The organism is Pseudomonas xionganensis, assembly GCF_009763245.1.
Lineage (GTDB): Bacteria > Pseudomonadota > Gammaproteobacteria > Pseudomonadales > Pseudomonadaceae > Aquipseudomonas > Aquipseudomonas xionganensis.
Genome location: NZ_WKJZ01000002.1, coordinates 468,177 through 492,029, shown reverse-complemented (window position 1 = coordinate 492,029; position 23,853 = coordinate 468,177). Strand labels below are relative to the sequence as shown.

26 protein-coding genes are annotated in these 23,853 nt (G+C 63.7%); 13 read left to right on the top strand and 13 right to left on the bottom strand.

Annotated elements, in window-relative coordinates; translation table 11 throughout:
* Nucleotides 1-125 precede the first annotated feature (125 nt).
* From GJV18_RS14900 to GJV18_RS14890, 3 genes are read left to right on the top strand one after another with little or no spacing between them, the layout of a single operon-like run.
* A complete protein-coding gene (locus GJV18_RS14900) occupies nt 126-788 on the top strand; it encodes a paraquat-inducible protein A (RefSeq protein ID WP_160346959.1) in 663 nt (220 codons plus the stop codon).
* A complete protein-coding gene (locus tag GJV18_RS14895) occupies nt 775-1,392 on the top strand; it encodes a paraquat-inducible protein A (RefSeq protein ID WP_160346957.1) in 618 nt (205 codons plus the stop codon). Before GJV18_RS14900 ends, GJV18_RS14895 begins: the two co-directional genes overlap by 14 nt.
* Entirely contained in the window at nt 1,385-3,697 is a 2,313-nt protein-coding gene (locus tag GJV18_RS14890; protein WP_160346955.1) for a PqiB family protein, read from the top strand. The genes GJV18_RS14895 and GJV18_RS14890 overlap by 8 nt, the downstream gene beginning before the upstream one ends.
* Nucleotides 3,698-3,733: 36 nt before the next feature.
* On the opposite strand, the gene GJV18_RS14885 is transcribed toward GJV18_RS14890, so the two are convergent.
* Nucleotides 3,734-4,267 (bottom strand): hypothetical protein, encoded by a 534-nt coding sequence (locus tag GJV18_RS14885; RefSeq protein WP_160346953.1) that lies wholly within the window; start codon nt 4,265-4,267, stop codon nt 3,734-3,736.
* Between the two features lie 110 nt (nt 4,268-4,377).
* On the opposite strand from GJV18_RS14885, the gene pgm reads away from it, so the two are divergent.
* From pgm to modC, 5 genes are all read left to right on the top strand, one after another.
* A complete protein-coding gene (pgm, locus tag GJV18_RS14880; RefSeq protein ID WP_160346951.1) occupies nt 4,378-6,027 on the top strand; it encodes a phosphoglucomutase (alpha-D-glucose-1,6-bisphosphate-dependent) in 1,650 nt (549 codons plus the stop codon).
* 3 nt (nt 6,028-6,030) lie between these two features.
* Complete coding sequence (locus GJV18_RS14875; RefSeq protein ID WP_160346950.1) at nt 6,031-6,390, top strand: winged helix-turn-helix domain-containing protein; 360 nt, start codon at nt 6,031-6,033, stop codon at nt 6,388-6,390.
* Between the two features lie 93 nt (nt 6,391-6,483).
* Nucleotides 6,484-7,251, top strand: coding sequence for a molybdate ABC transporter substrate-binding protein (gene modA, locus GJV18_RS14870; protein WP_160346948.1), 768 nt, complete (start codon nt 6,484-6,486; stop codon nt 7,249-7,251).
* A gap of 5 nt (nt 7,252-7,256) precedes the next feature.
* On the top strand, nt 7,257-7,934 hold the full coding sequence (gene modB, locus GJV18_RS14865) for a molybdate ABC transporter permease subunit (protein ID WP_160346946.1): 678 nt from the start codon (nt 7,257-7,259) through the stop codon (nt 7,932-7,934).
* The gene (gene modC, locus GJV18_RS14860) at nt 7,934-9,070 is read left to right on the top strand and encodes a molybdenum ABC transporter ATP-binding protein (RefSeq protein ID WP_160346944.1); all 1,137 of its coding nucleotides are present in this window, start codon (nt 7,934-7,936) and stop codon (nt 9,068-9,070) included. The genes modB and modC overlap by 1 nt, the downstream gene beginning before the upstream one ends.
* Here modC and gluQRS read toward each other — a convergent pair.
* On the bottom strand, nt 9,067-9,954 hold the full coding sequence (gene gluQRS / locus GJV18_RS14855; protein ID WP_160346942.1) for a tRNA glutamyl-Q(34) synthetase GluQRS: 888 nt from the start codon (nt 9,952-9,954) through the stop codon (nt 9,067-9,069). The genes modC and gluQRS overlap by 4 nt on opposite strands.
* 69 nt (nt 9,955-10,023) lie before the next feature.
* Entirely contained in the window at nt 10,024-10,467 is a 444-nt protein-coding gene (gene dksA / locus GJV18_RS14850) for an RNA polymerase-binding protein DksA (protein WP_160346940.1), read from the bottom strand.
* 196 nt (nt 10,468-10,663) lie between these two features.
* Here dksA and GJV18_RS14845 point away from each other — a divergent pair, with 196 nt between their 5' ends.
* Nucleotides 10,664-11,845 carry a pyridoxal phosphate-dependent aminotransferase gene (locus GJV18_RS14845; RefSeq protein WP_160346938.1) on the top strand — a complete coding sequence of 394 codons (1,182 nt, stop codon included), beginning with the start codon at nt 10,664-10,666 and terminating at the stop codon, nt 11,843-11,845.
* Nucleotides 11,835-12,542, top strand: a complete 708-nt coding sequence (gene sfsA / locus GJV18_RS14840) for a DNA/RNA nuclease SfsA (protein ID WP_160346936.1) — start codon at nt 11,835-11,837, stop codon at nt 12,540-12,542. The genes GJV18_RS14845 and sfsA overlap by 11 nt, the downstream gene beginning before the upstream one ends.
* Here the strand turns inward: sfsA and GJV18_RS14835 are convergent.
* The 9 genes from GJV18_RS14835 to folM all read right to left on the bottom strand — a co-directional run bounded on the left by GJV18_RS14835 (nt 12,493) and on the right by folM (nt 19,838).
* Nucleotides 12,493-13,692 (bottom strand): glycosyltransferase family 4 protein, encoded by a 1,200-nt coding sequence (locus tag GJV18_RS14835; RefSeq protein WP_233280180.1) that lies wholly within the window; start codon nt 13,690-13,692, stop codon nt 12,493-12,495. The genes sfsA and GJV18_RS14835 overlap by 50 nt on opposite strands.
* Before the next feature lie 76 nt (nt 13,693-13,768).
* Nucleotides 13,769-14,500 carry a sulfate transporter CysZ gene (gene cysZ, locus GJV18_RS14830; protein WP_160346932.1) on the bottom strand — a complete coding sequence of 244 codons (732 nt, stop codon included), beginning with the start codon at nt 14,498-14,500 and terminating at the stop codon, nt 13,769-13,771.
* A 42-nt stretch (nt 14,501-14,542) separates the two neighbouring features.
* A complete protein-coding gene (locus GJV18_RS14825; protein WP_160346930.1) occupies nt 14,543-16,552 on the bottom strand; it encodes a sensor domain-containing diguanylate cyclase in 2,010 nt (669 codons plus the stop codon).
* Nucleotides 16,553-16,668: 116 nt separating this feature from the next.
* A complete protein-coding gene (locus tag GJV18_RS14820; RefSeq protein WP_160346929.1) occupies nt 16,669-17,256 on the bottom strand; it encodes a putative glycolipid-binding domain-containing protein in 588 nt (195 codons plus the stop codon).
* Between the two features lie 182 nt (nt 17,257-17,438).
* A complete protein-coding gene (locus GJV18_RS14815; protein ID WP_160346927.1) occupies nt 17,439-17,780 on the bottom strand; it encodes a HopJ type III effector protein in 342 nt (113 codons plus the stop codon).
* Nucleotides 17,780-18,070, bottom strand: a complete 291-nt coding sequence (locus GJV18_RS14810) for a DUF1244 domain-containing protein (protein ID WP_160346925.1) — start codon at nt 18,068-18,070, stop codon at nt 17,780-17,782. Before GJV18_RS14810 ends, GJV18_RS14815 begins: the two co-directional genes overlap by 1 nt.
* Nucleotides 18,071-18,175: 105 nt before the next feature.
* Complete coding sequence (gene folX / locus GJV18_RS14805; protein ID WP_160346923.1) at nt 18,176-18,547, bottom strand: dihydroneopterin triphosphate 2'-epimerase; 372 nt, start codon at nt 18,545-18,547, stop codon at nt 18,176-18,178.
* Nucleotides 18,547-19,107 (bottom strand): GTP cyclohydrolase I FolE, encoded by a 561-nt coding sequence (folE, locus tag GJV18_RS14800; protein ID WP_160346921.1) that lies wholly within the window; start codon nt 19,105-19,107, stop codon nt 18,547-18,549. Before folE ends, folX begins: the two co-directional genes overlap by 1 nt.
* 20 nt (nt 19,108-19,127) lie before the next feature.
* Nucleotides 19,128-19,838: a dihydromonapterin reductase gene (gene folM, locus GJV18_RS14795; RefSeq protein ID WP_160346919.1), complete on the bottom strand. Its 711-nt coding sequence runs from the start codon at nt 19,836-19,838 to the stop codon at nt 19,128-19,130.
* A gap of 260 nt (nt 19,839-20,098) precedes the next feature.
* On the opposite strand from folM, the gene GJV18_RS14790 reads away from it, so the two are divergent.
* The gene (locus tag GJV18_RS14790) at nt 20,099-20,395 is read left to right on the top strand and encodes a DUF6482 family protein (RefSeq protein ID WP_160346918.1); all 297 of its coding nucleotides are present in this window, start codon (nt 20,099-20,101) and stop codon (nt 20,393-20,395) included.
* Here GJV18_RS14790 and GJV18_RS14785 read toward each other — a convergent pair whose 3' ends face one another.
* Nucleotides 20,396-20,833, bottom strand: a complete 438-nt coding sequence (locus tag GJV18_RS14785) for a thiol-disulfide oxidoreductase DCC family protein (protein ID WP_160346916.1) — start codon at nt 20,831-20,833, stop codon at nt 20,396-20,398.
* 90 nt (nt 20,834-20,923) lie between these two features.
* On the opposite strand from GJV18_RS14785, the gene GJV18_RS14780 reads away from it, so the two are divergent.
* Nucleotides 20,924-21,877: a MerR family transcriptional regulator gene (locus GJV18_RS14780; protein ID WP_160346914.1), complete on the top strand. Its 954-nt coding sequence runs from the start codon at nt 20,924-20,926 to the stop codon at nt 21,875-21,877.
* Nucleotides 21,878-22,073: 196 nt separating this feature from the next.
* Nucleotides 22,074-23,852, top strand: a complete 1,779-nt coding sequence (locus tag GJV18_RS14775) for an acyl-CoA dehydrogenase C-terminal domain-containing protein (protein ID WP_160346912.1) — start codon at nt 22,074-22,076, stop codon at nt 23,850-23,852.
* Nucleotide 23,853: the final 1 nt, after the last annotated feature.

Here is a 23,853-nt window from a genome sequence, read left to right as displayed (position 1 = left end):
ACCAAAACCCCCGATCGTGAAAACGGTCGGGGGTTTTACTTTGCGTGTCGTTTATTAACTTGTCTGGTGCAGTCGGCTATTGCCGCTGGGCTAGAATAAGCCCGCCTTTATAAGAGTCTTGCTGCATGAGTGATCAGACCGTAAGCCAGGTGTCAGGGGATTTGCCCGATCTTGATCGGCTGATTGCCTGTCATGAGTGCGATCTGCTGATGCACAGACCGCCATTGAGATTGGGCGAGCGGATTGAGTGCCCGCGTTGCGGCTACGAATTGCACACTCAGCGCGCGCGGGTGGTAGAGCGCAGCATGGCCTTGGTTATTACGGCATTGCTGCTGTTTGTACCGGCGAATTTCTTGCCGATCATGCAGCTTAATCTGCTTGGCCAGGCCAGCGAGGACACCGTCTGGAGTGGGGTGCTTGGCCTCTATGACAGCGGCATGCAGGGTATTGCTCTGGTCGTCTTTCTTTGCAGCATGGCGGTGCCGCTGCTCAAGCTCTTGTGTCAGTTTGCCGTATTGCTGAGCATTCGCCTGGATATCGGACGCAGCTATGGATTGCTGCTGTACCGCATCTATCACCATATGCGCGAGTGGGGGATGCTGGAGGTCTATCTGATGGGCATTCTGGTGTCGTTGGTGAAGTTAGCCGATCTGGCAGACGTGACGCTGGGGCTTGGCTTGCTGTGCTTTATTGCCCTGCTGTTGGTGCAGGTGTGGCTGGAGGTCATCATGTCGCCCCAGCAGATCTGGCAGTCGCTGGCGGGGGAGGTTGGGCATGCGGGCGATTGATGTCGGGCTGGTCATCTGTCATGAGTGCTATCAATTGAATGCGCAACAAGACGGACAGCAGTTTTGTAGCCGTTGTGGCTGCCACCTGCATGCGCGGCGCCCGAACAGTTTGGCGCGCACCTGGGCTCTGCTCCTGGCTGCGGCTCTTCTTTATATTCCGGCCAATCTCTTGCCGATCATGACGGTCAACTCTTTGGGGCGTGGGCAGTCCGATACCATCATGTCCGGGGTGGTGACGCTGGTGAATTTCGGCATGCTGCCGATTGCCGCAGTGGTGTTTATTGCCAGCATTCTGGTGCCCACCTTCAAACTGGTGGGGATCGCGCTCCTGCTGTATTCGGTGCAGCGCCACCAGCCGATGTCGGCCCGTCAACGCATCCTGATGTACCGCTTTATCGAATGGATCGGGCGCTGGTCGATGCTGGATATTTTCGTGATCGCCATCCTGGTGGCGGTAGTGCGCTTCGGCAATCTGGCCAGTATCGAGCCAGGTTGGGGCGCAGCAGCCTTCGCCAGTGTGGTGATCCTGACCATGCTTGCAGCCCTTACTTTTGACCCACGCTTGATCTGGGATAACACGGAGTCGGATGACGACCATGAATGACTTGCCGAAGGCCAGGGTACGGCCCGCCTCCAATTGGTCGGCGATCTGGGTATTGCCGCTGATCGCCCTGTTGATCGGTGCCTGGCTGGGCTGGCGTGCCTACAGCATGGCCGGGGTCGAGATTCAGGTGGTATTTCCGACGGGGGAAGGCATTCAGGCCGGCAAGACCGAAGTCATTTACAAGGGCATGCCGATTGGCAAGGTGGTGGCGCTGACCCTTGACCGCAGCGATCAGGCCCGCGGGGTAGTTGCGACCCTGGAAATGAGCAAGGATGTTCAGGCGCAACTGCGCAGCAATACCCGCTTCTGGCTGGTCAAGCCGAGTGTCAGTCTGGCCGGTATTACCGGGCTTGAAACTTTGGTGTCGGGTAACTACATCGCTTTTGACCCTGGTGATGGTGAGGTTGCCCTGGAGTTCAAGGCGCTGGCGGAACCTCCCCCCCTGTCCGATGAGCGGCCGGGGTTGCACCTGACCCTCAAGGCCGAGCGTCTGGGTTCATTGAGCCGTGATAGCCCGGTGTTCTACCGGCAGATCCAGGTTGGCCGGGTGAAGAGCTATAACCTGGCCGACGATCAGACCACCATCGAAGTGAAGATTTTTATCGAGCCGCCGTTTGCCGACCTGGTGCGCAAGCACACGCGTTTCTGGAATGCCAGTGGCATCAGCGTGGATGCCGGTCTGGGAGGTCTCAAGCTGCGCACCGAGTCGTTGGCCAGTATGGTGGCCGGCGGTATCGCCTTTGCGACCCCGGAGCATCGCAAGGACAGTCCGCCCACCGATCCGGCATTGCCCTTCCGTCTTTATGAGGACTTCGATAGCGCTCAGGCGGGTATCCGGGTTGTGGTCAAGCTCGACGATTTCAGCGGCTTGCAGGCCGGTCGCACCCCTGTGCTGTACAACGGCATCCAGACCGGCACGCTCAAGCTGCTCAAGATCAATGATGATCTGACCGGTGCGGTGGCCGAACTGACCATGGACCCGCGTACGGAGGAGTTTCTGGTCGAGGGCACCGAGTTCTGGGTGGTCAAGCCGTCGATTTCCCTGGCCGGCATCACCGGTTTGGATGCTCTGGTCAAGGGTAACTATATTGCCGTGCGACCGGGGGAGCGGGGCGGGCTTGCCCAGCGCGAGTTCGAGGCCAGGCGCAAGGCGCCGCCGTTGAATCTGGATGCTCCGGGCCTGCATCTGGTGCTGCTGAGCGACAGCCGTGGCTCGCTGGAAGTAGGCAGCCCGCTCCTTTATCGCCAGCTTCAGGTGGGATCGGTGCAGAGTGTGCAGCTTTCCCGTGATAACCAGGGGATCGCTTTCGGGGTGCACGTCGAACCTGAGTATGTGCTTCTGATCAACTCCAGCACGCGCTTCTGGAATGCCAGCGGCATCAGCCTCAAGGGCGGGCTGTCGGGGGTTGAGGTAAAGGCCGAGTCGCTCCAGACCCTGTTGGCCGGCGGCATCGCCTTCGACACGCCAGACCCGCAGGCGGGTCCGTTAGCGCGGCGGGTATCGCGTTTTGCCCTGCACGCCAATCAGGACAGTGCCTTGCGCACGGGCGTTGAGTTGAGTATTCAGGTGCCCCGTGGCGATGGCTTGGCTGTGGGCACGGCCATCCGTTACAAGGGCCTGGATGTCGGCAAGGTTGAGCGCATCGAGCTGACGAATGATCTGCAGGCCGTGATGCTGCACGCTCGGGTAACGCAAGCTGCGCAGCAGATCGCCCGGGCCGGTACGCAGTTCTGGGTGGTCAAGCCTGAGGTCAGTATGACCCGGGCGGCCAATCTGGAAACCCTGGTCAGTGGCCAGTATCTGGAAGTGATGCCGGCCAGCCAGCCGGGAGCACGGCAGCTCGCCTTTGTCGCGCTGGCCGCGCCGCCCACTGTTTCGACCAAGGAGGAGGGCTTGCGTCTGGTGCTCAGTGCGCCCCGGCGCGGCTCGATCAAGCCGGGTGTGGTGGTCAGCTACCGTGAGGTGCCGGTTGGCAAGGTCACGGATTTCGAGCTGGGGCCGACCTCGGATCGGGTGCTGATCCATATCCTGATTGAGCCGCGTTATGCGCCCCTGGTGCGCACCGGTAGTCGCTTCTGGAATGCCAGCGGCATTGGCGTCAGTGCTGGCCTGTTCAGTGGCGTGGAGGTGCGCACCGAGTCCCTGGAGGCCTTGCTGGAAGGCGGAATTGCCTTCGCTTCGCCGGACAACCCGCAGATGGGCGGCCCGGCGCAGCCTGGGCAAACCTTCGCCCTGCATGATGAGGTCAACGAAGAATGGTTGCGCTGGGCACCGAAGATCGCCCTGCAGCCCGCTGGTCAATAAGATGGCACCGTCCAAGACTTCTACTGGGCGGTCGCTTCACCCTTCGCTCTGGGCGGCTTTCAAACTCTCGTAAGCCGGTGCTGCGTAGATACCAATTTCTACCGCCAGCGCCATGACCCGGGCCAGGTCGCTGCTGTACACCAGCACGGCCTGCAGCTCGTCATCCAGTGGTTCGCTGAAATCCACCAGGGTATAGCCCCCCGTTTCCGGCGACAGGCTGGAGAGTTGCACCTGGATGCGGTTCAGCGCCTTGAGCGGCTCGGTCTTGGCCAGCTGCTTGGGCTTGAGCACAAAGTTGACCTGGGGACCGAAGGAGTCGGTGATCTGCTGAAACAGCTGCTCGTAGCTGTCGGCCTGAAACAGCACGGTGTCGGGCAGGCTGCCCACCACCACCCATTCGCCCAGGGGAATGGGGAAACTGTCGTCGTAATTGATATCCGGGTTGGCGGCGAGAAAGCCCTGTGGGTCGGCGTAGGCCTGGGCCGCTTCTGCGGCGATGCGGGCCACTTCTTCCGGCAACATGCAGCCCGAGCTGATCTTGCTGATGAGTTCTTCAAGCTGGGCTTGCATGGGGTATACCTGACAGGGGGCGGAAGGCTGCACAGGATAGCCTGGCCGCGCTCGGCTCGCGAGCCTGTTAAGCTTGCCGGGTTTTCCGCCATTCACCCTAGGGAGTTCGAGTGAGTTCGCGTATCCATCCTCTGGCCGGTCAGCCGGCGCCCAGTGCTTCTCTTACCGATATCGATCAGTTGCTGACGGCCTACTATGCATGGCAGCCCGACCCGGCCGAGCCTGGCCAGCGGGTGGCGTTCGGCACGTCCGGGCATCGGGGCAGCTCCCTGGCGCGCAGCTTTAACCGCGATCACGTCCTGGCCATCACCCAGGCCATCTGTGATTACCGTGCCGCCCAGGGCATTGGCGGGCCGCTGTTTATCGGCGCCGATAGCCATGCGTTGTCGCAACCGGCTCTGGATACGGCGTTGCAGGTGCTGGCTGCTAATGGCGTGCAGACCCTGCGTTCGCTGGGGGATGAGTTTGTCCCCACGCCGGCGCTGTCGCGGGCCATTCTGACCTACAACAAGGGGCGTGACAGCGCTCTGGCCGATGGCATCGTGATCACCCCCTCGCACAATCCGCCGGACAGTGGCGGCTTCAAGTACAACCCGCCCAATGGTGGCCCGGCGGACAGCGATGTCACCGGCTGGATCCAGCAGCGGGCCAATGCGCTGCTCGAAGGTGGGTTGCGTGAGGTCAGGCAGTTGCCGCTGGCTCAGGCTCGCCAGGCGGCCTGTGTGGCCGAGTACGATTTTCTCGGCCGCTATGTGGATGAGTTGGACGCGGTGCTCGACTTTGCCCCCATTCGCGCTGCCGGTTTGCGTTTGGGTGTCGATCCCCTGGGCGGCGCCGGGGTGCGCTACTGGGGGCGGATTGCCGAGCAGTACGGCCTTGATCTGGATGTGGTGAGTCAGGTGGTCGACCCGCAGTTCGCCTTTATGAGCCTGGACTGGGACGGACAGATCCGCATGGACCCATCCTCCAGCCACGCCATGCAGCGCCTGATCGGCCTGAAGAACGGCTACGACATCGCCTTTGCCTGCGACACGGATTACGACCGCCACGGCATCGTCGCGCCCAGTGTCGGCCTGCTGCCGGCCAACCACTTCCTCAGCGTGGCCGTCGACTATCTGTTCCAGCATCGTCCGCAGTGGCACCCGCAAGCCGCCGTGGGCAAGACCCTGGTCAGCAGCGCCATGATCGACCGCGTCGCTGCACGCCTGGGCCGACCGCTGCAGGAAGTGCCGGTGGGCTTCAAATGGTTCGCCGGTGGCCTGTTCGACGGCAGCCTGGGCTTTGGGGGGGAGGAGAGTGCTGGGGCGAGCTTCCTGCGCCGCGATGGCCAGGTCTGGACCACCGACAAGGATGGCATCGCCATGGCCCTGCTAGCGGCGGAGATGACCGCGGTGAACGGGCGCGACCCGGGCGAGCTGTACCGCAGCCTGACCGATGAGTTTGGCGTCATCCATGCTGACCGCCGCGATGCACCGGCAACTTCTGCGCAGAAGCAGGCCCTGGGCAAGTTGTCGGCCAGTCGGGTGCAGAGCACCGAGTTGGCCGGCGATGCCATCGTTCAGGTGCTCGACAAGGCCCCGGGCAACGCTGCGGCCATTGGCGGGATCAAGGTGCTGAGCGAGGGCGGCTGGTTCGCCGCACGGCCCTCCGGTACCGAGGATATCTACAAGATCTACGCCGAAAGCTACCGCGATCATGACCATCTGCAGCGCATCTTCAGCGAGGCGCAGCAGCTGGTCGATGCGGCACTGCAGGGCTGACCCATGTACCGCCTGGACGTGAAGATTCGCCTGCACAACGGCGCCGATATCGCCATGGGGCCGGGCAAGGCCGAGCTGCTGGCGGCCATTGCCGAGCATGGCTCCATCAGTGCGGCGGCGCGGGCCATGGGCATGTCCTATCGGCGTGCCTGGCTGTTGGTGGAAACCATGAACCGCAGCTTCCGTGAGCCCCTGGTCAGCACCCTGGCCGGCGGCAAGCATGGCGGTGGCACCCAGCTGACCGCCCTGGGCGAACAGGTCATGCAGCGTTATCAGGCCCTGTGCGCCAAGGCCCAGGCGGCGGTGCAGGCTGAGGCGGCCGAGCTGGCCGGCTGGTTGGCGCCTCCGGCTGATCCACAGTAAAGGCCTAGGCCGAGCCTCTGCGGCTTTGCATAACGCTATATTTCTCTGTATATAGCGTTATGCCTATTTCCCGTGGCCTGAGGACAATCGACTATGCCGCGCTCTGTTTTCAATGCAATCAGCCTGTGCCTCGGCCTGGCCCTGAGCCTCAGCAGCCGGGCCGGCGAGGTGCAGGTGGCTGTCGCCGCCAACTTCACCGCGCCGATGCAGGCGCTCGCCAAGCAGTTCGAACAGGCCGCGGGGCATCGAGTGGTGGCGTCTTTCGGGGCCACCGGCCAGCTGTATGCGCAGGTCCGGCATGGCGCACCCTTCGAGCTGTTCTTCTCGGCCGATGCCAGTACCCCGCAAAAGCTGGAGCAGGAGGGGCTGGCGGTGGCCGGCTCGCGCTTCACCTATGCCATTGGCAGCCTGGTGCTGTGGTCGGCACGGGAGGGCTATCTCGACGGCACGGACGCGGTGCTCAGGGCCGGGCGGTTCCGCCATCTGGCCATTGCCGATCCGCAAACCGCGCCTTACGGCCAGGCGGCCGTGCAGACCCTGCAGCAACTGGGCCTGAGCGATGCCCTGCAGGGCAAGCTGGTGGTCGGCCAGAGCATTGGCAAGGCGCTGCATTTCGTCAGCACCGGCAATGCCGAGTTGGGCTTTGTCGCCTTGTCGCAGGTGTATCGGGACGGCCAGCTCAGCAGCGGTTCGGCCTGGCGGGTGCCGGCCGAGCTGCATGATCCGATCAGGCAGGATGCCTTGATGCTCAAGAGGGGGCGCGATAATCCAGTCGCGGCGGCGCTGGTCGAATACCTGCAGGGGGCGCAGGCCGCCGCGATTATCCAGTCCTACGGCTATCAGCTCGCAACCGGACACTGATCACGATGCCACTGACCCAGGCGGATTTCGATGCGGTTTGGCTGACCCTGGAATTGGCGTCGCTGACCACGCTGCTGCTGCTGTTGCTCGGTACCCCTATTGCCTGGTGGCTGGCGCGCACCGCCTCGCGCTGGAAGCAGGTGGTCGGCGCCGTGGTGGCGCTGCCGTTGGTACTGCCGCCCACGGTACTGGGCTTTTATCTACTGATCAGCATGGGCCCCAATGGCTTTTTCGGTCAGCTGACCCAGAGCCTGGGGCTGGGAACCCTGACCTTCACCTTTGCCGGCCTGGTCATCGGCTCGGTGTTCTACTCCCTGCCCTTTGTCGTGCAGCCTTTGCAGAACGCCTTCGAGGCAATCGGCCGGGCCCCGCTGGAAGCGGCGGCGACGCTGCGCGCCAACCCCTGGGATGCCTTCTTTACGGTGGTGCTGCCGCAGGCCAAGGCGGGGTTTATCACCGCCGCCATTCTGGGCTTTACCCATACGGTGGGGGAGTTTGGTGTGGTGCTGATGATCGGTGGCAATATTCCCGGCAAGACCCAGGTGGCGTCGGTACAGATCTACAGCCTGGTGGAAACCATGAACTACGCTCAGGCCCACTGGCTCGCCGGCGGCATGGTGCTGTTCTCCTTTATCGTGTTGCTGGCCCTGTATGCGGGGCGCGGCGCCAGGCGGGTCTGGTAATGCTCAGACGATTATTCGCAGGTACTGCGCCAGATCCGGCTGTGACCCAGGTGGGCACAGGGATCGAGGCGCGCTTCAGGCTGGCGCATCCGGGCTTTGCCCTGGATGTTGCGCTGCAGCTGCCAGGTCGCGGCGTCAGCGCGTTGTTCGGGCATTCCGGCTCGGGCAAGACCAGTTGCCTGCGCTGCTTCGCCGGTCTGGAGCGGCCTGCCGAGGGTTATTTGCGGGTCAATGGCGAGCTGTGGCAGGACAGCGCCCAGGGGATCTTTGTGCCGCCGCACAAGCGGGCGCTGGGCTATGTGTTTCAGGAGGCCAACCTGTTCAGCCATCTGTCGGTGCGGCGTAATCTGGAGTTCGGGCTTAAGCGCATCCCGGCGCATCAGCGCCAGATCCCTTTGGCCCAGGCGGTCGAATTGCTGGGCATCGGGCATCTGCTGCAGCGTCTGCCGGACAAACTCTCCGGTGGTGAGCGTCAGCGGGTAGGGATTGCCCGGGCGCTGCTGACCAGTCCGCGCCTGCTGTTGCTGGACGAGCCCCTGGCGGCCCTCGATCTCAAGCGCAAGCAGGAGGTGCTGCCCTATCTGGAGCGCCTGCACGAGGAGCTGGAGATCCCGGTGATCTATGTCAGCCATTCTCCGGACGAGGTGGCGCGTCTGGCCGATCATCTGGTGCTGCTGGAGGAAGGGCAACTAACAGCCAGCGGTCCTTTGAAGGAAACCCTGCTACGTGCCGACCTGCCCTTTGTACAGGGCGAGGACGCCGAGGCCGTTGTGGAGGGGCGGGTCAGTGGCCATGATGGCGCTTACGGCTTGCTGTCCATTCAGCTGCCGGGCAGTGCAAGCGCATTGCGCCTACCCCATGTGCCCTTGCCGCTGCAGCATGCGGTGCGGGTCAAGATCAAGGCGCGGGACGTCAGCCTGAGCCTGCAGCAGGCCGAGGGCAGCAGCATGCTCAATCTGCTGCCGGTGCGGGTGCTGGATTGGCTGGCCGCCGAGGGGCAGGCCCATGTACTGGTGCGTTTGCAGCTGGGCGACGAGCAGCTGCTCGCCCGTATTACCCGCTATTCCCTGGATCAGCTGGGCCTGTACCCCGGGCTAAGGCTGTGGGCGCAGATCAAGTCGGTGGCCTTGGCCTAGCGCAATTGCGCCTCGGCCAGGGTGCGGGTACGCGGAATGCGGCTGGCGTCCCAGTGCTGGCTAGCCCAGCGCAGCAGTTCCTCGGCGCGGGCCTGTTCGCCGCCGTCCGGCAGCGGCTGGCCGAGGGCGCGCAGGGCGCGCAGCAACATGGGCGTGGCCTGATCCGCCGGCAGGGGCGGGGAGCGGTAGCTTTTGCCCAGCTTGTGGCCGTCGGGCTGGATGATCAGGGGCACATGCAGGTAACGCGGCTGCGTCAGGCCCAGCAGCTCCTGCAGATACAGCTGGCGTGGGGTGGAGTCAAGCAGGTCGGCGCCGCGCACCACATCGGTCACCCCCTGCCAGCCATCGTCCAGAACCACCGCCAGCTGATAGGCATATAGCCCATCGCGGCGGCGAATCACGAAGTCGCCCACCTCGCGGCCCAGATGCTGGCTGTACTGGCCCTGAACCCGGTCGACGAAGCCATAGCGACTTTCCGGTACACGCAGGCGGATGGCGGCGTTGTCCTGGGCGTGGCCGGCCTCGCGGCAGAACCCCGGATAGATGCCCTGATAACCCTCCAGCTGTTTGCGCGAGCAGGTGCAGGCATAGGCCAGGCGGCGTTGCAGCAGCTCGTCCACCAGGGCAGCGTAGGCATCGTGGCGCTCGCTCTGGCGTACCAGCTCACCATCCCAGTGCAGGCCATAGTTTTCCAGGCTTTTCAGGATGGCCGCCTGGGCACCGGGCACTTCCCGTGGGGGGTCGAGGTCTTCCATGCGCAGCAGCCAGCGACCACCCACGGCGCGGGCGTCGAGATAGGAAGCCAGGGCGGCGACCAGGGAACCGAAATGCAGATAGCCGCTAGGTGTGGGGGCGAATCGACCGATATAGGCGGGTGTGTTCATACGGGCGCAAGCCAGTGGCGAACAGAGAGCAAAAACAACAGAGGGTGCCGAAGCACCCTCTGGGACGGATCAGGAACCGACCTGCTTTTCCTTGATTTCCGCCAGGGTCTTGCAGTCGATGCACAGGGTGGCGGTGGGGCGGGCTTCCAGGCGGCGGATGCCGATCTCGACGCCGCAGGAGTCACACCAGCCGTAGTCGTTGTCTTCGATCAGCTGCAGGGTTTCGTCGATCTTCTTGATCAGCTTGCGCTCGCGGTCGCGGGCGCGCAGTTCCAGGCTGAATTCCTCTTCCTGGCTGGCGCGGTCGGCTGGATCGGGGAAGTTGGCCGCTTCGTCCTGCATATGGTGCACGGTACGATCGACTTCCTGCATCAGCTCCAACTTCCACTTGTTGAGGATGTTGGTGAAGTGGGCGCGCATCGGCTCACTCATGTACTCCTCGCCCTTGGATTCTTTATAGGGCTCGAAACCACGAGTCAGTTGGCTGCTTTTTTCTTTTGCTTTGGTGGGCATGGATGACCGCCTCTCACTCTCTCTAATCCACTGCGCAGGATGGTGTCCCTTGCCGAGCACGCTCGACCCTGCGGCTGCAAGCGGGCGAACTTACCAGATCAATGCAGGCCGCGCCACTCCCGGTTGTCGAAGCTGCTGAGCTTTAGCCGAACTCATGGTTTAGAATCCGCCGCTTACCTCCTATTTAGGCAGCTCCATGGCCCCGTCCTACAGTGCGCGCAGTCGCGCCATAGAACCCTTTCACGTGATGGCCCTGCTGGCCCGCGCCAACCAGTTGCAGGCCGAAGGCCGCGACGTGATCCACCTGGAAATCGGCGAGCCGGACTTCACCACCGCCGCGCCCATCGTCGCCGCCGGCCAGGCCGCGCTGGCCAATGGGCATACCCGCTACACCGCGGCGCGCGGCCTGCCGGCCCTGCGCGAGGCGATTGCCGGTTTCTATGCCCAGCGCTACCGGCTAAGCATAGACCCTGAGCGGATTCTGATTACCCCGGGCGGCTCCGGCGCCCTGCTGCTGGCCGCCAGCCTGTTGGTCGACCCAGGCAAGCACTGGCTGCTGGCCGACCCCGGCTATCCCTGCAACCGTCACTTTCTGCGCCTGGTGGAAGGCGCCGCGCAGCTGGTGCCGGTGGGCCCTGAGGTGCGCTATCAGCTGACCCCCGAACTGGTGGCGCGGCACTGGGATCGCGATAGCGTCGGCGCCCTGGTCGCTTCGCCGGCCAACCCGACCGGCACTGTGCTCGATCGTGATGAACTGGCCGGCCTGTCCAGTGCGCTCAAGTCCCGCGGTGGGCATCTGGTGGTGGATGAGATCTATCACGGTCTGACCTACGGGATGGACGCCGCCAGCGTGCTGGAGGTGGATGACGACGCCTTTGTACTCAACAGTTTTTCCAAGTATTTCGGCATGACCGGCTGGCGGCTGGGCTGGCTGGTGGCGCCGCCGGCCGCGGTGCCGGAGCTGGAAAAGCTGGCGCAGAATCTCTATATCAGCGCGCCGAGCATGGCCCAGCATGCTGCCCTGGCCTGCTTTCAGCCACAGACTCTGGAGATACTCGAACAACGCCGGCATGAGTTTCAGCGCCGCCGCGATTTCCTGCTGCCGGCCCTGCGCGAACTGGGCTTCAAGATCGCTGTGGAGCCTGAAGGCGCCTTCTATTTATATGCCGACATCAGCGCCTTTGGCGGCGATGCCTTCGCCTTCTGCCAGCACTTTCTGGAAACCGAGCATGTGGCCTTTACCCCGGGCCTGGATTTCGGTCGGCACCTGGCCGCTCAGCACGTGCGTTTCGCCTACACCCAGGATCTGCCGCGCCTGCAGCAGGCGGTCGAGCGCATCGAACGCGGTCTGCAGAGCTGGCGCCCCGATGCGCTTTGATCCGCCTTTAGAGGAGGGCCGGCTGCTGCGCCGCTACAAGCGTTTTCTCGCCGATATCGAGACGGTCGGTAGCGAGCTGCTGACGATTCACTGCCCCAATACCGGCTCGATGCTTAATTGCATGAGCGAGGGCGCACGGGTCTGGTTTAGCCGCAGCAATGACCCCAAGCGCAAGCTGCCCGGTACCTGGGAGATCGGTGAAACGCCCCACGGACGTCTGGCGGTGATCAATACCGGGCGGGCCAATGCCCTGGTGGAGGAGGCGCTGCGGGGCGGGTTGATCGCCGAGCTGAACGGCTTTACCGGCCTCAGGCGCGAAGTGCCCTATGGCCAGGAGCGCAGCCGTATCGACTTTCGCCTGGACTACCCGACAGGCCCGGCGTTCGTCGAAGTGAAAAGCGTGACCCTGGGTTTTGCCGACAGCCCTGTGGCCGCCTTCCCCGATGCCCGCACCGAACGTGGCGCCAAGCACCTGCGCGAGCTGGCCAGTCTGGCCCGGGATGGTGTGCGTGCCGTGCAGCTGTACTGCGTCAACCTGGCCGGCATCGAGGCGGTGCGCCCCGCCGAGGAAATCGACCCGGCCTATGCCGCTGCCCTGCGTGAGGCGGTGAGTGCCGGCGTCGAGGTGCTGGCCTATGGCGCCGAGATCAGCCCCGAGCAGGTCTGTCTGGCAAGGCGCCTGGAGGTGCGGCTGTAAGCGCCTGCGGCTGCATGGCACTGCGCAGATAGGCCTCGAACTGCTCGACGATGGCCGGCCAGCCCTGGCGCGAGGCGTGCAGGCGGGCATTCAGGCGTACCCGGCGCAGGCTCTCTTTATCCGTCAGCAGCCAGCTGGCCGCCTCGATAAAGCCCTGCTCATCCTCGGCCAGTGCCAGCGCGCCGTTATGCCCGTGGCGGATATGCTGGGCGGCCGCCGCCTGGTCGAAGGCCACCACGCCCAGCCCTGAGGCCAAGGCTTCGAGCACCACGTTGCCGAAGGTCTCGGAGAGGCTGGGAAACAGGAACAGGTCGCCCGAGGCATAGTGGGCGGCCAGCTCTTCGCCGCGCTGCAAGCCGCAGAAGATCGCTTCCGGCAATTGCTGCTGGAGGCTGGCGCGTTGCGGGCCGTCGCCGACCAGGATCAGCCTCAGGCGCTGCTGGGGGTGTGCCTGCTGCAGGGCGGCAAAACTTTTGACCAGCAGGGCCAGGTTCTTTTCTGCGGCCAGGCGGCCGACATGCAGCACCGCCACATCGTCATCGGCCAGTCCCCAGCGCTCGCGCAGTCTGTCGCAGCGTTTGCCCGGATGGAACAGCTGGCTGTCGACGCCACGGGCCAGCAGCTCCAGGCGTTCGAAGCCGCGGCGGGTGAGTTCGATCTGCTGGCTGATGCTGGGCACCAGGGTCAGTTGCGAGCGGTTATGCATCCAGCGCAGGTAATGGGTAAGGGCGCGGGTCAGCAGGCCGAAGCCATAGTGCCCGCTGTATTGCTGGAAATTGGTGTGAAAGCCGCTGACCACCGGGATGCCCAGCCGCCTTGCGGCGCGCAGGGCGGATAAGCCCAGGGGGCCTTCGGTGGCGATATAGAGCACGTCAGGGCGCTGCCTGCGCCAGCTGCGCAGCAGCTTGTGCAGCGCCGACTGGCCCCACTGCAGGCCCGGGTAGCCGGGCAGCGGCCAGCCGCGGGTCAGCAGCAGTCGTTCGTCGCTCTTGCGCCCCTGATCGCTGCTCTGCCGGGGGCGTATCAGCTGCAGGCGATGGCCGCGGGCCTCCAGCCCCTCGCTGAGGCGGCCGAGGGTATTGGCCACGCCATTGACTTCCGGCGGGAAGGTTTCACTGATCAGGGCGATATGCAGGGAAGATGTGCTCATGGCCGCAGTGTCGGCTGCCGCCATGTAGCGCTTGTGACATTAGCGTTGCGAATTTGTGACCGGGCGCAGCGGTCGGCTAAGCGCGTTCGCGCACCCAGAATACCGTCGCGCCGGCCACGGCCGCCGGCATCATCAGGATATTCAGCCCCGGCACCAGCAGCGCCGCGTAGGTGATGCCGCCAAAGCCCAGGCTCTGCCAGCGCTTCTCGCGCAGCCAGGCGAGCATGTCCTGCCAGCTCATCTTGTTGTTGTCCGCCGGGTAGTCGATGTACTGCACCGCCATCATCCAGATGCCGAACAACAGCCACAGTGGCGCGGCGATCAGGTTGAGCACCGGGATAAAACTCAGGATCAGCAACGCGATGGCGCGCGGCAGAAAGTAGGCCAGCTTGCGCAGCTCGCGGCCCAGGGTACGCGGCACCATGGCCAGCAGTTCGGCCCAGCTGAAGGGCGGGAAGGGATCTTCACCGCGCACCACCACCTCGACCTTTTCCGCCAGAAAGCCATTGAAGGGGGCGGCGATGATATTGGCCAGCAGGGTGAAGGTGAAGAACACCATCAGCAGGACCAGCACCACGAACAGCGGCCAGAGGATGTATTCAAGAAAGCTCAGCCAATTGGGCAGGCTGGGCATAAAGCCGTCGACCCAGCCGCCGAATTGCTGCACGGCCACATAGATCAGACCGACAAACAGGATCAGATTGATCGCCAGGGGGAGCAGCACAAACAGGCGCAGACCGGGGCTGAGTACCAGTTTCAGCCCTTCCTTGAGGTATTGCGGGCCGGTCAGTACGGGAGTTGCAGGCATGGGGATCTCCGCCAGGAACATAACGCGCCGACCTTAGCGGCTTTATTCCTCCGGGGAAAGGGCGCCGGGTAGGGGCGTCGTGGCTTCTGTCGGGCGATAGAGCACAACACTGTTGCGCACCTGCTTGGCCAGGTACATGGCCTGGTCGGCGGCGCTGATCAGGGCGCTGGCGCTGCTTGCGTGCTCAGGGTAGAGGGCGATGCCGACACTGGGGGTGACGAAGTCGATGCGCACGCCCTTGAACTCGAAGGGCTGGCTCAGGGCCTGGATCAGGCGCTGAGCGAGTTTGTCGGCGGCCAGGGCATCGCCGTCCGGCATCAGCAGGGTGAACTCGTCACCGCCCAGGCGATACAGATGCTCGGGTTGGCGCAGGGTGTTGCGCATGCGTTCGGCGATGGCCAGCAGCAGGGCGTCGCCGGTGTCGTGGCCGAAGCGGTCGTTGACCTCCTTGAAGCGATCCAGATCCACATACAGCAGGGCCAGGCCGTGGCCCTGTTGCTGAGCCTGCTCCAGCGCCTGCTGCAGTTGCTCGGCGAAGGCCTTGCGGTTGCCCAGCTCGGTCAGTGGGTCGCGGTAGGCCAGGTCGCGCAATTGCTGCTGATAGGCCATCTGCTCGCTGACATCGCGCAGGATGCCGTGATAACCGGTGAGCTGGCCCTGGTTATCGATAATAAGGGAGAAGCGGATTTCGCAGTGGGCCTGGCTGCCATCGGCCCGTCTGAACGGCGCCGTAAAGGGGCTGATCAGAGTGGTGCCTTCTTCCAGGGCCTGGAGGAACTGGGCCTGGGCGCGCTCGACCTGCTCGGCGCTGAGCAGATCGCGTAGGCTCAGGCCGAGCAGTTGCGCCTGGGAGTAGCCGAGCAGGTCGCCAAGGGCACGGTTGACCTTGAGCAGTTGGCCCTGGGTGTCGATCTCGAAGTAGCCGTCCTGGATCGAGTCGAGAATGGCCTGGTCGCGCACTTCGCTTTGCTGCAGGCGGTCGAGCATCTGGTTCAGTTCGCCGGCCAGGGCGCCCAGCTCGTCGTGGCCCTGATCCTGCAGGCGGCTGAGCACCGGGGCATGACCGATCACGGCGATTTCTTCATGCATGCGCTGCACCCGGCGCAACACCCAGTACTCCAGGCCCAGATAGAGCAGGACGGTGGCGCTGAGGGTGACCAGTACTGCCGCGACCAGAAAAAAGCGGATGGCCAGGTGGCCTTCCTGATAGAGCAGGCGTGGCAGGGTGATCTGCAGGCTCAGCTCGTGCTCTCCACGGCTGTTGCGAAACAGCAATTCGCTGCGTTGCAGCGCCTCTGTCGGGTGCCAGTGGTCGCTCAACAGGGCGCCTCCGTTGTGTTTGGCCAGGCCGCTGGGCAGCGTTTGCCAGGTCTGCTCGGCAGTGCCCTGTGTGGCCGCCCGCAGTTGCAGCTGAGCCTGGCTGCGCGCTTGCAGCTGCTGCAGGCGCCCGACGTCAAGCAGGTGGCCGGCGACTATGCTGCCCGCCGGTTTGGCATCGCGCTGGCTGGTGCTGATCGGGCTGCTCAGCAGCAGGCTGGCCACGCCCTGCACCAGGCTGAGCTGGGCCAGGGCGTGGAGAGGATCGCCGTGGTGCTGCAAGGCACCCAGTTCCTGACTGCGCTGGAGAATGGCCTGGCGCAGGGACGCCAGGCTGCGTGGTGCTTCGTGGTCGATGGAAACCAGCTGATCCAGCGCCGGTGGGGCCCAGAACTCGCCGATCAGCTGCCCTTGCTCATCGAAGAAGAACATGAAGTGAAAGCTCAGGCCGATCAGCACGTCCGAGTGCAGCTGGTGCTGGATAAAGTTGCTGTTCTCGCTCTGCACGAAGCGGTAGCTCTCATCCCACCAGGCATAGCTGCGCAGCATGTTCAGGTAGCCGCTGATCTCGCTGTCGAGGTGGTGGTGCAGTTGCCGGGCTTCGCGCTCCAGGGCCTGCTGATCCTGCTGGTCAAAACGCGCCAGCAGAATGCGTTCGGCCAGGCCATAGACGCTCAACAGGGTCAGGGCCAGTAGCGGGGTGAACAGCCAGAACAGGCGTCTGCGTAAGGGCATGGCGACGGCCGCAGTGAACGGGGGACAGGGGTAGTATAGTCGGCGGCGCAGTATCCTCTGGAATTGCCTGTGGTGCTTATGAGTATTGCCTATGGCGGGTATGGCGCTGGCGTGGATCAGACCCAGGTATTGAGCTTCAGCTCCCGGGCGCTCAGGCGCAGGAACTGGTCGCTGGCCCTGACCAGCAGGGCGTGTTTATCCATGGCCAGCTCGCGGCTGGGCAGGCCTTCCAGCTCACTGCGGTACAGGGTGCTGTGGCCGTCCTGGTGCAGATGCTGATAGCGCTTGCGGCGGGCCTCTACGCGCAGGGTCAGCAGGTCCACATAGGCGACCTGCAGTTGACTGCTTTGTCCGGTTTCCAGGGCGCAGCGCTGCAGAGGCGGGGTGTGGGTGAAGGGCGAGTCGGACAGCATGACCTGCTGACACTGGGCCAGATCCGGGCGCGGTTCGCCGTTGTGAAACCACTGGCCACGGATATCACGGCGCAGTTCCAGGCGCCGCTGGCCGAGGTTGTCCACCTTCAGCCAGAGGCGACGAAAGCGCCATTGCGGGTCACAGTCGAGCACATAGCTGGCCACCATGCTGTGGCCGCGCAGGCTCTGCATCAGATGGCTGCTGGCATGAATGCCGTGTTCGTTGATATGCAGGCGCAGATTCTCCACGCCGGGGTTGTGCCAGGGTTTCCATACCAGGGTTTGCTGCATGGGTGCGACTCCGCGCCGGGTAGCGGGAGTCCAGGGAAGGTGGGTGCGCTTGTGGCGGGCTGACACCTTCCCTGGTGTTCCCGAAAATTCATGGCGCAGATGGTAGTGGCTCGCCTCCAGCCTTGTCTGTCAGCCATTGCCGACAGTTGCGCAGCTTTCTGCGCAGCAGCTGGCGCTGTGATTCAGGCCTTGGCTTGCAGGGGCGGCTGCTCGAAGCGCACGCCGGCCAGGCCGGTGTCCAGCAGGGCGCGGATATTGCCGTGGTCGCTACCGTCCGGGGTGGCCAGCACGCTGCGGTAGTGCTCGCCAAAGCACAGCAGGGTCTCTTCCAGGCTCAGGCCTTCGAGCAGGGCCAGGCCCAGGGTCTTGCACGAGCCTTCGTTCTGCCCGGCGGCATTGACCACCTGGCCATTGCTGAAGGCGCTTGGCTGGTAGTCGTAGTGCTCGGCGATAAAGGCCAGGGTTTCGCTGAACTGGAAGTGCTCGCTGTGCAGGCGGGCACGGAAGTCGCTGAGGGCGGTCATTATTGCTTTCCTTTGTCGAAGGCGGCCTGCTGCTCGCTGCTGGCTTCCTTCTGGTATTTGGCTTTCCACTCGGCATAGGGCATGCCGTAGATTTCTTCCCGGGCTTGGTCCGGGGTGACTTTTACGCCGAGATCGTCGGCGGCGGCCTTGAACCATTTGGACAGGCAGTTGCGGCAGAAACCGGCCAGGTTCATCAGTTCGATGTTCTGTACATCGGGGCGCGAGCGCAGGTGCTGCACCAGGCTGCGGAAGGCGGCGGCTTCGAGTTCCAGGCGTTCTTGTTCGGTCATGGCGATGCTCTCGGATCAGGCGCAAAGGTTGGCGGCGATGATAAGAGCATAGGACCGGCTGTCAATTATTTCCCCGGCTACTTATGGCAGCAGCCGGGGATTTGCTCAGCGGTGCCCGGCGAGGGTGATCGACACCGATTCGGCAAAGCGCAGGGCGTGGGGCTTGTCCACTTCCACTTCGGCGTAGCGCACGGCCTGATTGGCCATCACTAGGTCGAGGATTTCCTGGGTCAGGCGTTCCAGCAGGGCGAAGCGGTTGCCCTCCACGTGCTGAATGATGGCCTTGGTGATGGTGCGGTAGTTGAGGGCGTGGTCGATGTCGTTGTCACGCACAGCCTCCACCGCCGGGTAGAGGATGGTCAGGTTGATCAACACATCCTGCTTGTTGTTGATCTCCTCTTCCTTGATACCGATAAAGGTGCGCAGGCGCAGGTCCTTGACGCGGATGCGCGCCATTCCGGGTTCCAGTCGCGGCATTACTTGCTCCGTCCGATCAGCTGCAGGAATTCGTGGCGAGTGTTGCAGGATTCGCGGAAGGCTCCAAGCATCACCGAGGAAGTCATCACCGAGTTCTGCTTCTCCACCCCGCGCATCATCATGCACATATGCTTGGCCTCGATCACTACCGCCACGCCGGCTGCGTTGGTGACCTTCTGCACGGCATCGGCGATCTGCTTGGTCAGGTTCTCCTGGATCTGCAGGCGGCGGGCGAACATGTCGACAATGCGCGCCACCTTGGACAGCCCCAGCACCTTGCCGGTGGGGATGTAGGCCACATGGGCCTTGCCGATAAAGGGCAGCATGTGGTGCTCGCACAGCGAATACAGCTCGATGTCGCGGACGATCACCATCTCGTCGTTGTCCGAGTCGAACAGCGCGCCGTTGACCACTTCCTCAAGGCTCTTGTGGTAGCCGTTGCACAGGTACTGCATGGCCTTGGCCGCGCGCTTGGGGGTGTCCAGCAGGCCTTCACGTTCGGGGTTTTCACCCACGCCGAGAAGGATTTCACGGTAATGCTCAGGCATCTGTTGATTCATGATCGATCCTCGCAGCCGCCTCATTTGAGGTGGCGGCCGCCATTGACGTTAAGGGTGGTGCCAGTCACGTAGGGGTTGTCCAGCAGGAAGCGCAAGCTCTGGTAGATCACCTGGGGCCCGGGCTCGATGCCCAGTGCCGATTTATTCAGGGTTTGCCGGCGGTACTCGGCATCGTCACCCTCGTTGAACAGGATCAGCGCCGGGGCGATGCCGTTGACCTTGATGGCCGGCGCGAAACGCGCGGCAAAGGACAGGGTCAGGCTTTCCAGTCCGGCCTTGCTGGCGCAATAGGCGGGGCGCTTTGCGCTGCCCTTGCGCGTCACGTCGTCGCTGATATGCACGATGTCGGCGCAGGCAGATGCTCGCAGCAGGGGCTCGCAAGCCAGGTTGATCAGGTAGGGCGCGAGCATGTGCACGCTGAACAGCGCCTGGAAGGCGGCAGCTTCACTACCCGGGGTTTCCGCCAGCCAGTCCGAGGCGTTGTGCACGATGGCGCGTAGCCTGTCGGTGTGCTTGAGCAGGCGCTGGATAAAGTCATTGATCCCCGCTTCGCTGGCAAAGTCTGCCTGCAGGGCGACTGCGCCGCGTTCACGCAGTCGCTCGATGGCCGGGCGTTCGCGGCGATAGCTGATGATCAGCGACTGTCCTTCGTCGAGCAGGCGCTCGGCGCAATACAGGCCGATGCGCTGGCTGGCTCCGGTAATCAGGATGGGGGCGTTGCTCGCGCTCATGGTCGGCTCGCAGGTCAATTGGGTGGGTTCAGCGAAGCGGCGTCGGGATACCTGACCAGTAAGACGCTGCCTCGACTGAACCTGGAGCAAAGTTATACCAGTGTTTGGATTTGTACAACCATATGGGATGTGTGGTTGTTGGAGGTTTTACCGCTGATTGGCCTATTTTATTGAGCTGTAAGGGTTTTTATCCTGACTTGCGCGGCGATAAAGTTATTTCTATCGTGTACATCCATCTTTGTTTTGTATAGGTATTGGCCATGAATGCTTGGCAATTGCGCTTGGCGCTGTGTCTTCGGCAAGTGCTGCGGGTAGAGATCGTGGCGCTGCGCTGTTGTGGCTATGCCGTGCGCGTCGAGTTGCGCAGGGGCGCTGTGCGCGAGTTGCTGCATCCGTCCGGGCGGGCCCTGTGGCCGTCATTGCCCGCCCTCAAGCGCCTGCTGCGCAGCTGTGGTGTGCGTCAGGTGGTGCTGCTGCAGCCGGAGTGCCATGACGAGATCATTGGCCGCCCCGCCATGCAGGAGAAGGATGCGGGGCTCTTGCTGCAGCTCGGCTGATCAGTCGGGGCGATCGCGCCCGGGGGCTGTGCTGCAACTGCTGCTGCCATGACAGCGGCGTGCGCCGTCCGGGTGAGGCAGCCATTCCAGATGGGGGCGCAGCGCACAGAACAGGCGATAACCCAGCTCCAGCAGGGGCCTTAGCGGGCGCCAGGTCAGCGGCGCTGCCCAGCGACCCAGGCCGGCGGCGCGCCAGCTCCAGAGGGTGGCATCCAGGCCGGTGACCCACTGGCCGTCGGCGAAGCGGGCGTGCAGCCGCTCTTGCATCGCCTGGTGCGACAGGCCCAGGGCGGTGGCATCGAATGTGCCGGAGCTGATATCCACCAGCTGCAGCTGTTCGGCGGCCGCACGACGGCGCAAAAGCGCGATCTCGCGGGCGCAGAGCGGGCAGGCGCCATCGTAGTAAAGGGTGAGTGGCCAGGATGGGGACGTGTTCATGGTCTACTCTCTGTACAAGTCTTGTAGAAAGTATGCCGGAAAGAGCTGAGTTACAATGCCCGCACTATTTTTGCCGTGAAATCGCCTGCCATGTCCGATCTCGTTGGTGCGTCGTCCCTCGTTTCGAATGCCCTCAAGCAGGAAGAGCTGTTTCCTATCCGCGAGGTTTCCCGTCTGACCGGGGTCAATCCGGTCACGCTGCGGGCCTGGGAGCGGCGCTACGGCCTGATCCAGCCGACCCGTACCGACAGTGGCCATCGTCTGTATTCCCAGGCCGATATCGAGGCGGTGCGCAGTATCCTGGCCTGGATCGAGCGTGGCGTGGCGGTGAGCAAGGTCGGCAAGATTCTGGCCAAGAGCAGCGCGGTCAAGGCCGCCGGCGCCCCGGTTTACGAAGAGGTGACCGCCAGCGAGTGGGGCGAATGGCAGGCCCAGCTGCGCCGGGCCATCAGCGCCTTCGACGAAGCGCGCCTGGATCGCCTGTATGGCCAGATTTTTTCCAGCTACCCGCTGCCGGTGGTGTTTCAGGACATTCTGATGCCGCTGTGGCAGGAGCTGTTGCTGCGCCAGGATGAGTACGGCCAGACCAGCGAGTGGCTGTTCTTCGACACCTTTCTGCGCGCCCGTACCCTGCAGCGTCTGCAGATCCTCCGTGCCCAGGTGGAAGAGCGGGTGCTGCTGGCGGCCTTGCCGGGCCACTGCCGGGAGCTTGAATTGCTGGTGGCGGGCCTGTTGCTGGGCAGTCACGATATTGCCGTCAGTGTGCTGGGGCTTGGCCAGCCGCTGGAGGAGCTGACCCTGGTCTGCGAAAAAATGCAGCCCCAGGCCCTGGTGCTGTTCTCCAACCAGCCGCCCAGTGAGGATCTGCCCAAGGTTCTGGCGCGTCTGGCCCTGGCCCTGGATTGCCCACTGCTGATGGCCGGCGACGGTGCCGATCTGGCCGAAGACAGCCTGAACGGTTCGCCCATCGCCTGCCTGGGCAATGAAGGCCGCCTGATGCAGCGCCGCCTGCAGCAGTTCCTCGCGGGTCATCTGGATACCTGATCCCTACCACCCCTGCGCTGCTCGCGCCCTGTTGTCTGGGGCGGATGCGGCTGCATGCTGTTCCTGGGTAATGCCGATTAGTTGTACAGCTTGTACAGAAAAAGCTTGCAACTGACGGCTTGTGGCTATACAAAAGCTATACATGATTAATTGTTGTATAGCTTTGATCGCCTAATCAGCCTGAGGACTCGGCAACATGACTCAATACCGCGCACCCCTTCGTGACATGCGTTTCGTTTTTGACGAGGTGCTCGACGCTTATGCCACCCTGCAATCGCTGCCTGCGCAGCGCGAGTTCGGAGACGACCTCGGTGGCGCCATTCTGGAAGAAGCCGCCAAGCTGGCGGAGAACGTTCTGGCCCCGGTCAACGGTCCCGGTGACAAGCAGGGCTGCCAGTACGACCCGCAGACCCACTCGGTGAAAACCCCGGAAGGCTTTCGCGAGGCCTACCAGCAGTTCGCCGAAGGCGGCTGGACCGCACTGGCCTGTACCCCGGAGTTCGGCGGTCAGGGTCTGCCCCATGTGCTGAACATGATGGTCGAGGAAATGGTCTGCTCGGCCAACCTGTCCCTGGGCATGTACCCCGGCCTGACCCATGGGGCGATCAATGCCCTGACCGAACACGGCACCCGTGAGCAGCAGGAGCAGTTTCTGCCCAGGCTGATCAGCGGCGAGTGGACCGGCACCATGTGCCTGACCGAGCCGCAGTGCGGCACCGACCTGGGCCTGATCCGCACCCGCGCAGTGCCCCAGGCCGACGGCAGTTACGCCATCAGCGGCACCAAGATCTGGATCACCGGCGGTGAGCACGATCTGGTCGACAACATCATTCATCTGGTGCTGGCCAAGCTGCCCGATGCGCCGGACAGCGTGAAAGGCATCTCCCTGTTCCTGGTGCCCAAGTTCCTCGAAGACGGCAGCCGCAACCCGGCGTTCTGCGGCGGCCTGGAACACAAGATGGGGATCAAGGGCTCGGCCACTTGCGTGATGAACTTCGAGGGCGCCAAGGGCTGGCTGATCGGCGAGCCGAACAAGGGTCTCAAGTGCATGTTCACCATGATGAACTCGGCGCGCCTGATGGTCGGCATGCAGGGCCTGGGCATTGCCGAAAGCGCCTATCAGGTGAGCCTGGGCTTTGCCAAGGATCGTCTGCAGAGCCGTTCCCTGGCCGGTCCGAAAGCCGCCGACAAGCCTGCAGATCCGATCATCGTGCACCCGGACGTGCGGCGCATGCTGCTGCGGCAGAAAGTGATGATCGAAGGCTGCCGTGCCCTGGCCTATTTCACCGGCCTGCACCTGGATGTGGCCCATGGTCACGAAGATGCCGAGGTGCGCCAGCAGTCCGACGATCTGGTGCAGTTGCTGACCCCGGTGGTCAAGGCCTTCCTCACCGACGAGGGCTTCACCTGCGCCAACGAGGGCCTGCAGGTGCTGGGTGGCTCGGGCTTTACCGAGGACTGGGGCATCGAGCAGCTGGTGCGTGACTGCCGTATCACCCGTATCTATGAAGGCACCAACGGCATCCAGGCCCTTGATCTGGTCGGGCGCAAGCTGGCCCTGGGTGGTGGGCGTGCGGTGCGCGGCTTCTTCGCCCGGGTCGAAGGCTGGCTCAAGGCCAATCCCCAGGCACCTCACGCCGCTGCCGTGGGCAAGGCCCTCAAGCAGCTGCAGCAGGCGACCCTGTGGATCGCCACCGAGGGGATGAAAGACCCCGAGCAGGCGGGCGCTGCGTCCACCCCTTATCTGCGTCTGTTCGCCCTGACCACCCTGGCCTGGTTCTGGGCACAGATGGCCCAGGTGGCCCAGGCCAAACTGGCCGCTGGCAGCACGGAAACCCTGTTCTACGGCGCCAAGCTGAAATCGGCCGACTTCTATATGGCCCGCGTGCTGACCGAAACCGATGGCCTGCTGGCCGAGGTGCAGGCCGGCAAGGCGACCCTGATGGCCTTCAGTGAGGATGAGTTCGCAGCCTGAT